The following is a 9647-nucleotide window of genomic DNA, read 5'->3' on the forward strand; positions in this document are numbered from 1 at the left end:
TTGCAAGCTTTCTCAAAATCCCTTTTGAATCTATGATATTCTGGTAATTCTCAACTATCATTTTGAGAAATGCAGCTATTGATGTAAGAAAAAGCATCGAGTAGGCATTTACAACTCTCTTTTTTATTACCTAACTCATACTGAAATTGTGCCCAATAAAAATCCTCAACAGCCAGAGGAAGATATAAAGACTCATAATGCGTACCATATTGTCTCGCCAGGCCAGTCAGTTGATGCCCAACCATTTTGCTACGAGTTTCACCCCGACTCTCTTCATACGTTTTCTTATAAATAAAGAGTTTCTCAACCATCAACCCATCAATACTTATGTATTCCATTGAATAACGAATATTATCACTACAAGTCATATCTAAAATAGATTGATACTGCTTCTTTGCTAATTCAATGATTTTAAACTCTTCAATAGTATCACGAGCTCTTTGCCTGTAAGTGCGTAGGACGTCCTGGTAGTCCCCCAGGGCAAGATCTCGAACGTTTTTTGACCACGAATAAATAAGTTGATTCGGACAAATAGCTGTGATCTTATACTCCCTTTTGGGAGTCAATACCATGTATCTTGAGAGTTTCACCGACCATTTCTCGGATATTGAAGATCCACGTCAATCCGCCAAAGTGGCTTACCCTTTATTTGACATTCTTTTTGCCTCACTTTGCGCTGTTATCGCGGGTGCTGAGGGCTGGAGTGATATTCAAGAATACACTGAAGGTCACCACGACTGGTTTCTTAAACAAGGGATGTTCAAGGAAGGCGTTCCTGTTGACGACACCATTGCACGGATTATTTCCCGCATCAAACCAGAACAGTTTAACCTCTGCTTTATCAATTAGATGAACTCAGTTCATCAGCTCACCAAAGGCGAATTAGTGGCGATTGACGGTAAAGTCCTGCGCGGCTCTTATTCTTGTGAAGCGCGTTATTCGACTCTCCACATGGTCAGTGCTTACTCAGCCACGAACCAACTCGTCATTGGTCAGGTGAAAACCCAAAATAAGTCAAATGAAATCACGGCCATCCCTGAACTGATTAAGCTATTGGAACTGAAAGGGGCACTCATTTCCATTGATGCGATGGGATGCCAAACCCAGATAGCCCGGGAAATTATTGATGCGGGAGCGGATTATCTACTGAGTGTGAAAGCCAATCAGAAAAATCTCCACCGGGCAGTCAGGGAGGCACTGGCACAACCGCTCTCGTTGCCCTCGACAAGAGAAAAAGGCCAAATAGAGCAGGGACATGGGCGTATCGAAGTCAGGCAAAGCCATGTCATTGATGCCACGTCATTAGCGTCCCATTTCCCAGGGTGGCCTGAATTAAAAACTGTTGGTGTGACCGTAGGATACCGACAAGAAAAAGGCAAATCCCCCAGTCTGGAATACCGTTACTACATCAGTTCAGCAACGTTAACAGAAGAACAGTTTGCTCAAGCCGTACGCAGCCACTGGCAGATCGAGAATACTCTTCATTGGATACTGGATGTCGCCTTCCGGGAAGATGACTGCCAAATCTATCATAAAAACGCCCCGGAAAATATCGCGCTCTTAAGGCGGATAGCGCTAAATATGCTAAAAAAAGAAACCACTCAATTAAGTATCAGAATGAAACGTAAACGAGCCTGGATGAAAATTGATTTTCTGGAACAGGTATTACAAGCGGGTTTTTCTAGTTTGGATGATATTTGAACATTAGTGCGGTTGCCCTGGGTAGTCCCCCTTCTTTTCAGCTTCAAGTTTCCTCCCCAGCTCAAGAAATTTATCCTCAAAGGCAGCACAGAGTTGCAGGTAAAAACCATCAAAAAATCCTCCATTCAAATTTTGCATAAATAAAAAGTAAAGCCCTCAAGTGATTTTATTTAAATATAACTTCGAGTGTATGACGGCTTCGGCTCAGTTGGCAACATGAACCCACCAGAACAAACGCATCCTAAGGAAGCCGATATGTTACTAAACCACCTCTCCTCACATAAAGCTGATTACACAAACACTCCTGATTCACCGAGAATTTTGAGGCTAAAAGATGTCATGAAAAAAATGGGAATATCACGCTCAACCATATACGACTGGCTTAACCCAAAATCACCACGCTACGACGAAACGTTCCCGAAACAACGCCGCTTGGGAAGGCAATCCGTTGGCTGGCTGGAGTTAGAACTGAATGAATGGTTAATGCAACGATAGATGATACTTACCTGCATCACATCAACGAACCGGGGGCGATGCTTCCGGTTTTGCTCCATCAAAACCACATACCCCCTCCCCGTAGTTCTAATGTAAAAAAAATCAGACCTGTAATACCGCAATGAATACATCAGCATTGATGTTGCTGTATTGGTTTTTCTTTTATTCCGGAGGCTGCATGTCTGATTCCACTGAACAGGGCATTAATGTCCTGAAGCAACATTTATCTCTTCTTCCCGGGCATATCTCCAGTGTGGTGCTGGAGCGTATACGCCAGAGTATTCATTACGAACCCGTGATTGGCATCATGGGCAAAACAGGTGCCGGAAAGTCCTCACTATGCAATGCCCTTTTTGAACAACCTCTCAGCCTGGTCAGTCATACGGAAGGCTGCACACGTAGACCTTTGCGCTTTACCTTGAACGCGAGGGGACGCTGCCTGACGCTGGTCGATCTGCCCGGTGCAGGTGAATCGCTGGAGCATGATAAGGCATATCGTCGAATGTATCAGGAACAGTTGCCGAAACTGGACCTCATCCTCTGGGTGATGAAGGCCGATGACCGAGCCTGTGCCACAGATGAAGAGTTCCACTGCTTTCTCCTGGATTGTGGTGTGTCGACAGGCAGTATTGTTTTTGTTATCAACCAAGCTGACAAGGCTGAACCATCACTGGAATGGAATCGCGAAAAAGGGATTCCTTCTTCAGAGCAGCTGCTGACGCTCACAGCCAGAAGTGCTGCTATTTCCCGCCAGTTCTTCACCCCTTACCCGGTTCATGCTGTTTCAGCAACAACCGGCTACAACCTGCCTCGCATGGTAGAAACTATGATTTTTGCCCTGCCACCAGAGGCCAGCAGTGGCGTGTTTCGCCAGATCAGGGAAGAACATCGAACCAAAGAATCGGAGACGAAGGCCCGAAAGGACTTTGCGGATTTGCTGGGAGAGTTATTGAGTAGGATTCTGGAGGCCATTCCTCTACCCAATGCGATACGTAACGGGCTAGGATTGCTTAGAGAAGGGTTGATGAATGCTGCTACAGCAATGTGGCATTGGTTTTTCTGATATATCCACCCATTGAGTTTACAGCCACCTGAGGATTATGAATTTCAGCGACAGGATATGTCGTAACCTATTTTCACTCTACCGCTCTAAAAAATAGTTATTGTTAATCAATCCGTTACGTAATTATTTATTTGAATGTTTTTTCTCTATTCCTCCTGTTTCTACGACATATCCTAACGTCCCCATGATTCATAATAACCTCATGAAATAAATAGCAATTTATCCCTAGATGTTTTTTCTGATGAACAATACAGCGACTCGTTATGACCGGTTTGCCATCAGGCTGACACAGATTATCAGCAGGTTACTGTCAGGAGAATCTCTTGACCTTAAAACCTTGGCAGAGGAATTTGGCGTATCTGAACGAACCCTGCAGCGAGATTTCCACCAACGACTACTCCACCTTAATATTGTCAGTGAGAATGGACGCTGGCGACTTGATGGGAAACGCTTTTCGGACAGTTCGTTAGATCTTCTGGCGTTTATGCGCAACACCGGTATTACTCATCTGTTTCCTTCGCCTGATCGCAGGTTGATACATTACCTCACAGGTGAAACGTCATATTCCCCCTGTCTTATCTGGCCTTCATTGCATACTGATTCGGTTGTGCCATCAGAATGCTTTCACCGGCTGATTCAGGCAGTCTGTCAGCAAAACTGTATTCGTCTGCTTACCGGCGATGATTCCCACGAAGCCCTTGAACCTTACCGTCTTATTCACACGGAAGGTAATTGGTATCTAGTTGCCTGCCAGGCCGGAATAATCAGGGTTATTCCAGTGGCGAGTATCAGCCTGGTGACACTAACAACGGAGAATTTTGTGCGCAGGGATGACATCTGCGATCTCACTGCGGGTGAACGGTTCGTCGCATCCTTACCTCATTTTCCTTATATCCATGATGTAATGAATTCTATTAATTATCGTTCATATAAAAAATGTCTGTCATCAAAAAACCAGTACTAAAAAAGGAGATGGAGCTTCTCGATGCAGAATAATTTTTTCCGACTTAATCAGTAGGTTATATGAGTATTTTCAAATTGAAAGCATCCCTGTATCTGCTCATGTTGGTGGTCAGTTCTTCGCAAGCAGCTCAGGAAAGCTGGGACCTAAAATGCACACTGGATACTGGCGAAATTATGATGCTTAGTCATAGCCAGACTACCGTATAGATAGTCATTCAGAAGGAGGAAACTCAGTCATTAAGCTGGATATAAATTCAGGCGCAGCGCAACAGTCTATTACTGTGAATGATTTTACGGGCACCAGAGCGTTTGTGTTACGAGGAACGGGTACTGATATTGAAGGCGCAATTGCTATCAATTATGAAGAGTACGAAGGCAAGCCTGACGCCAGTTTCAGTGTCATGAGCTATATGGGGAAAGAAATGGAACGCCATTCCTGCCTGACCGATACGATCAAAACTGGCACCGATTTACTTTATAGGGGCATCGATAATGTGCCCCTTATTCATTAGAGCCAGAACACCTCACCTTCTCAGGCTTGCTTTAGGCAGGCCTGATTATTTTTATCTATTTTCAATAAGGAATAACTCATGTCTAAACGACAAGTACTAATACTACAGCCGTAGAAACAAAAAATTTGTATTTTTTCTGATGATTACAACACGAAGAAATCGTAATGATTTAATCTTTATCTATGAATATGCCGTTTGTTGAGAAAGAGAATTACGGCTGTAGTACTAACTAGATTTTTTATTGGTTGCTCAGCCTTTATTGTCGCTGGCTGTGATAGTGTATCTGCTTCTGACAATCAGCAAATTGTAAAGTCACAAATATTATCAAATCTCGACTCAACCAGAACCCTGGGCACGACACTGGAACATCGTAGCCGTTGTCAATCATTTAAATGGGAAGATGAGAGTGATGCTCAGAGACGACAAATTGTAAAATACACCTGTATTATGTCCCCTGAGTCCTCGATGGAAATTTGGAATACAAAACTGGATAAAATAATTGATGACACTGCTAGATAGTGTCGTCATAAAATGCTTAACCAAAGAGCGAGACAGCGGATCTGAACACTAGCAAGAAATGAGCCACTATTTTTGGCATAACGAGTCGCTATACCACGCCAGCGTTTAAGATGCAGGAAAGCATTTTCAACTAAGTGCCTGAGCCGATAGAGTTCACGGTCATATTCTCGTCTCACTTTGCGCTTCCATACCTTGTTTTTCTGCTTGTTCAACAACGGCATTGCTGTCATAGCCCCGATCCGCCAATAAATGTGCCGCATCTATTCCTTCAATCAAGACCTCAGCTTGTGAGCAATCCGCTGTGGAACCGCTTGTAATAAGTACTCTGACCAGCATACCATGCGCATCCACGGCCAAGTGTATCTTGGTATTGAGCCCCCTTTTGTACGCTCCATATCCTGATTGCCACCTTCCGCCCCTGCGGCATGGGGATGAACCTTAATGTGACTGGCGTCAATCATCAGCCATTCGAAATCCGGTTCAGAGATGAGTTCTTCAAACAATCCTTCCCATACGCTTTTGTCACGCCACCGACAAAAACGGCGATGCGTATTTTTCCAATCGCCATAATCGGGGGGTAAATCTCGCCAGGGGGCACTTGTCCGTAAAATCCAGAATACCGCATTAATAAATAGTCGATTATCATAAGCGACACGTCCCCAGGCACCCTGACGTCCTGGTAAGTGAGGCTTAAGTCAATGCCAAACACGATCAGAGATATCGTGACGACGGTGTGCGGGTATGCTCATGGTTAAGTCATCCATTCGTGTAATCATGGCGTTATTATTACATAAATTAATTCATGACGACATTATCTAGTGTAGTAAAAAACATACAAATCGGGATTGAACGTTCTGATGAATTTTGCAAAGGAATAAATTACGAGTCATACGACTGCAAGCGTCCCGAATGCTACGATAGTGCTAAAAAATCAATGTCTGAACACAAAATCAGGCTTGACTCACTAAACAAATATAAAGGCACTAAAATTACGAATGTTAAGCAGATTATTACATGGAGTGTTATGCCGGGTTATGAGCAACCAATTCAAATGCTTAGCGCAATTTATAATTACAAGCTGAATGATGGGAATGAATACAATGCCAACCAGACGTATTCTATTTTGATAGATGTTTATCGCGATACTGATTATGGAAACCCAGTAGGAAGTGTTTTAAGTAGGTATATCAATAAAGCTGAATGCGATGCTGGTAAGCGCTCTCTATGTAGGTAAAACATACTGATGAATATCAGGCGACAAAACCATTAACACGGCGTACCTAACTGGTTAATGGTTTTGTTTTATTTTTTCATATACCACACAGGCCCCGAACACTCTTTGGATTTCTTTCCCTCTTTAGTTGGTTCGTCGAAGTTTTTATATGGGTGATATTCCAGTAGCTCACCCATAGTGCAGTCAAAATACTGGCAAAGGATACCTAGCATTGGCAGTTCAATCCGGGTGGCGGTATCTTTCCAGAGCGCTGTGATAGTACTGCGGGGGAGCCCTGTGTCGCGCACCACATCAGCAACTTTTAACTTGCGCTCTCCTATCAGCCTGCTCAGGTGGCATTTAATCATCAATCGCTCCTGTCATACAGAAATGCAAAATGTCACTCAGGAAGACATTTTATCTTTCAGAAGAACAATATCGCCTTTGACACGCAAAAGCCTTTCAATTCAGCATGGCAAACATAGTCCGGAAAACGTTCACACGTGCATGTTGGTTGTCTGGCTTCAGCTTCCAAAAAAGAAATATCCGAAAGGTTTAAACTGCACTGGCCTGGTTTCTCCGGGCACTGGCAGTGATTTTACTTTCCACGAAAAATAATTTTTCAAACAATATACCTCCTGCGATTTCTGCTCTGCGGAGCAGGAAAAGCAGAGGACTAATTGTACAAATCATTCATTCCCGGTTGATATGCACCATTTGACTGACAGTGCCGTTGGGGTTTTTATTCGGCTGCACTGATACATGCCCGGTATCCTCAAGAGATTTACGCCTTGTTAAAGCGAGCCCCGTCACGAAGTTGGTAGGGTGCATAACGTCTGAGCTGGGATTTTACCACTTGCGTGCATTGGCTGAAATGGCCGGTACGCAACCACTGATAGAGCTTACAGGCATCTTCTTCATCAGTACCCAATCCTGAGGTCAATATATCTACGACCTGTTGATAATAATATTCGATAACAGGAAAAATATGTTCCAGCTTGGTTTTATCAATTTCATCGCCTCTAAATTCATGACCTTCAGATTCATAAAAAAAGTGCATGAGTGCAGCCAGCCTTGCAGCATTCTCCGGAAGTTTCGACAAAATACCCGGCAATGCATCATGCTTCATTTTTTCTGTTTGTATTCTTTGCTCTGTTTGATTCTGATATCGTGCAAACACCTGCTCAGCTTCAGCAGAAAAACGTAGAACGCGGGGCGTGACTCCCCAGTGTTTGTTCAAGCAATTCATCAATCCGTTTGTAAAATTTATCTAGCGCACTGGTATCATCTAGAACATCAGATTGATGGGTTCTGACACCCTGTGTCGATTTAGTAACAGTCCATAGACAGCGGGCAAAAAAGCCATTACCCAGAATACGAGCTCCATGTTTTTTCCTGAACAAAGCCAGCTCATTTTTCTGAGTCATAATAAGTACCATGAACCTGACACCGTCGATAATCTGGCGATAACCTTTTCGCTCCACATCAACACACCCACCATCCCATAGCTGATTAAAACGGGGCGTATTCCCCATCGCACGCCCGTTAAAAATGACGCCGCCCTCATCAGAGATTAACCCGGTTGTGCCTACACTCTCATACAGACCCTGCATAATGGCCTCAGGCGTCGCATCGCTGTACAGAAGTTTTGGTCGCTTAGGCGGCAGGGGCTTATTGATAAAATGCAGCTTCATTTTACCCTGCTCAGATGTACTGTCCTTCCCCGTTTCCTGTTTTTTTCTTATCTGTCTGGCTATTGTTTTTTCTATTAATTTCCACACCCGTAAATCTGCCTCATAAATATTCTTTTTCTCCTCATATCCCTTCAGGTGCTTCTGCTGACATTCCAGAACAGGCTTTAATAGCAGGTTCCCGCTGTTTTTCTTTCCCCCGACTCGGCTATAACGACACTGAAGAGAGAAACAGGGCTTTTGCGCCCTCCCCTGTATTCAACCTCTACCAATGCCTGAGCAGCCAGCGACATCACCGCTAGCTGTATGCCTGCAATCATCTCAGTAGGTGAATGCGTCATGGTCTGTACCGCTCGCGTTACCAGATTAAAACATGACGGAAAATAGATTTCCGGAAAATCTTTTGCACCTTGATTAATATACACATCAGCCTCCTTAAACTCTTCCGGATGAAGAGCATGAGAGCAACCTAAGCTGATGTTTTTATATTGTGAATACACCTCTTTGCAATTAGCTTGATTTGGACTGAATTAGTTGACATCTAAAAAAACGTAATCATGTTCAAAAACATCTTCTTAGAAAGTTACATTCGCCATATTTTCTTCAACCAGCAAATAGCCTTGCTGATTCGCTTTAATTTCAAATTGGTAAAACCCAGCTTGCTTAATAAAACAATCCTTCAAATACGTATAGGAACAACCAAACCAGTTAATTACTCAGCACTGCAACGATTCAGATTAAATCACTTAAGGCTACAGCCAAAATTACGTTCTCCATCCGTAAAGCATTTACTTTTCTCTTTAGCAAAGTAACTCGTGCGATAGATTAACTTTCTGTAAGCCTCACTTTGCTTGCCGTTTTTTGCATTTATGTAATAGCATGGGTTTTCAGGTATCTCTACTAGTTCTTTATTTTTCGGGTAAATCAAACCAATAGCACTCATCCATGCTTCCCGTATAAGACAAAGCAATGTTCCGTTATCACTCTCAAACGAGCCTAGACTGTTAAACGCATCCCGGTTAAGCAGAAGAAGTATATGATAGTGTTTTTTATAACTGCTAGAGCAAAATTCCCTTGACCACATAAAACGGGATGATGTCTTACGTATCCGCTTACCTTCTTTTTTCAGTTTAAGCTGATGGTTTTTTAGTTTCTCTTTAAATGAAGCAGTAAACCAGGATATCGCAGCCGCATCTATTCTGGCAAAATCATCTGCAGTGAGCATATCGCAGAGTATCCTGCGAGCGGGCATATGCAGGTCCACCCTTACCGCTAACACCCTGGGATACTCAACCAGCGCTTTATCTATTGTCTGCTCTATACGTTTGAGCTGATATTTATTCAATGGCCCATAGGATTTGATATATACCCGTAATCATTGAAGATGCTTGATTTTATCCGAAATGGAGATCATTATCCTCGCTATGAAAATATTTATTACATCAGAACAAAAAATCAAACTTGAACGTCTTCACGACACCACTCGTGAT

General features: G+C 43.2%; 10 protein-coding genes and 3 pseudogenes. 7 read left to right on the forward strand and 6 right to left on the reverse strand.

Annotation, left to right across the window (positions count from 1 at the left end; translation table 11 throughout):
* Window positions 1–50: 50 nt before the first annotated feature.
* A complete protein-coding gene (locus C5471_RS19625) occupies window positions 51–572 on the reverse strand; it encodes a hypothetical protein (RefSeq protein WP_133815222.1) in 522 nt (173 codons plus the stop codon).
* Here C5471_RS19625 and C5471_RS19630 point away from each other — a divergent pair.
* From C5471_RS19630 to C5471_RS19655, 6 genes and pseudogenes are all read left to right on the forward strand, one after another.
* Window positions 571–1701: pseudogene (locus tag C5471_RS19630) on the forward strand (ISAs1 family transposase). The gene C5471_RS19625 and the pseudogene C5471_RS19630 overlap by 2 nt on opposite strands.
* Window positions 1702–1956: 255 nt before the next feature.
* Window positions 1957–2196, forward strand: a complete 240-nt coding sequence (locus C5471_RS19635; RefSeq protein ID WP_133815221.1) for a helix-turn-helix transcriptional regulator — start codon at window positions 1957–1959, stop codon at window positions 2194–2196.
* Window positions 2197–2374: 178 nt separating this feature from the next.
* Entirely contained in the window at window positions 2375–3259 is an 885-nt protein-coding gene (locus tag C5471_RS19640; protein ID WP_133815220.1) for a GTPase family protein, read from the forward strand.
* A gap of 241 nt (window positions 3260–3500) precedes the next feature.
* The gene (locus C5471_RS19645; RefSeq protein ID WP_133815219.1) at window positions 3501–4223 is read left to right on the forward strand and encodes a helix-turn-helix transcriptional regulator; all 723 of its coding nucleotides are present in this window, start codon (window positions 3501–3503) and stop codon (window positions 4221–4223) included.
* Between the two features lie 59 nt (window positions 4224–4282).
* Window positions 4283–4429: a hypothetical protein gene (locus C5471_RS19650; RefSeq protein WP_166296292.1), complete on the forward strand. Its 147-nt coding sequence runs from the start codon at window positions 4283–4285 to the stop codon at window positions 4427–4429.
* Window positions 4430–4533: 104 nt separating this feature from the next.
* Window positions 4534–4734: a hypothetical protein gene (locus tag C5471_RS19655; protein WP_166296294.1), complete on the forward strand. Its 201-nt coding sequence runs from the start codon at window positions 4534–4536 to the stop codon at window positions 4732–4734.
* Between the two features lie 524 nt (window positions 4735–5258).
* Here the strand turns inward: C5471_RS19655 and C5471_RS19660 are convergent.
* Window positions 5259–6002, reverse strand: a pseudogene (locus tag C5471_RS19660) (IS5 family transposase).
* A 53-nt stretch (window positions 6003–6055) separates the two neighbouring features.
* On the opposite strand from C5471_RS19660, the gene C5471_RS19665 reads away from it, so the two are divergent.
* Window positions 6056–6487: a hypothetical protein gene (locus tag C5471_RS19665; protein ID WP_133815217.1), complete on the forward strand. Its 432-nt coding sequence runs from the start codon at window positions 6056–6058 to the stop codon at window positions 6485–6487.
* A 68-nt stretch (window positions 6488–6555) separates the two neighbouring features.
* Here C5471_RS19665 and C5471_RS19670 read toward each other — a convergent pair whose 3' ends face one another.
* The 4 genes and pseudogenes from C5471_RS19670 to C5471_RS19690 all read right to left on the reverse strand — a co-directional run bounded on the left by C5471_RS19670 (window position 6556) and on the right by C5471_RS19690 (window position 9502).
* Complete coding sequence (locus C5471_RS19670) at window positions 6556–6834, reverse strand: helix-turn-helix domain-containing protein (RefSeq protein ID WP_133815216.1); 279 nt, start codon at window positions 6832–6834, stop codon at window positions 6556–6558.
* Between the two features lie 416 nt (window positions 6835–7250).
* Entirely contained in the window at window positions 7251–7706 is a 456-nt protein-coding gene (locus tag C5471_RS19675) for a DUF3987 domain-containing protein (RefSeq protein WP_166296297.1), read from the reverse strand.
* Window positions 7657–8498: pseudogene (locus C5471_RS19680) on the reverse strand (DUF3987 domain-containing protein). The gene C5471_RS19675 and the pseudogene C5471_RS19680 overlap by 50 nt, the downstream one beginning before the upstream one ends.
* A 401-nt stretch (window positions 8499–8899) precedes the next feature.
* Window positions 8900–9502, reverse strand: coding sequence for an inovirus Gp2 family protein (locus tag C5471_RS19690; RefSeq protein ID WP_207627408.1), 603 nt, complete (start codon window positions 9500–9502; stop codon window positions 8900–8902).
* Window positions 9503–9647: the final 145 nt, after the last annotated feature.

Origin of the sequence: Photorhabdus tasmaniensis (genome assembly GCF_011189505.1) — a bacterium.
GTDB classification, from domain to species: domain Bacteria; phylum Pseudomonadota; class Gammaproteobacteria; order Enterobacterales; family Enterobacteriaceae; genus Photorhabdus; species Photorhabdus tasmaniensis.

Excerpts from the sequence above, each read along its gene's own strand:
- C5471_RS19640 (WP_133815220.1), top strand. The coding sequence starts at position 2,375 with ATGTCTGATTCCACTGAACAGGGCATTAATGTCCTGAAGCAACATTTA.
- C5471_RS19645 (WP_133815219.1), top strand. The coding sequence starts at position 3,501 with ATGAACAATACAGCGACTCGTTATGACCGGTTTGCCATCAGGCTGACA.
- C5471_RS19670 (WP_133815216.1), bottom strand. The coding sequence starts at position 6,834 with ATGATTAAATGCCACCTGAGCAGGCTGATAGGAGAGCGCAAGTTAAAA.
- C5471_RS19625 (WP_133815222.1), bottom strand. The coding sequence starts at position 572 with ATGGTATTGACTCCCAAAAGGGAGTATAAGATCACAGCTATTTGTCCG.
- C5471_RS19650 (WP_166296292.1), top strand. The coding sequence starts at position 4,283 with ATGAGTATTTTCAAATTGAAAGCATCCCTGTATCTGCTCATGTTGGTG.
- C5471_RS19665 (WP_133815217.1), top strand. The coding sequence starts at position 6,056 with ATGACGACATTATCTAGTGTAGTAAAAAACATACAAATCGGGATTGAA.
- C5471_RS19635 (WP_133815221.1), top strand. The coding sequence starts at position 1,957 with ATGTTACTAAACCACCTCTCCTCACATAAAGCTGATTACACAAACACT.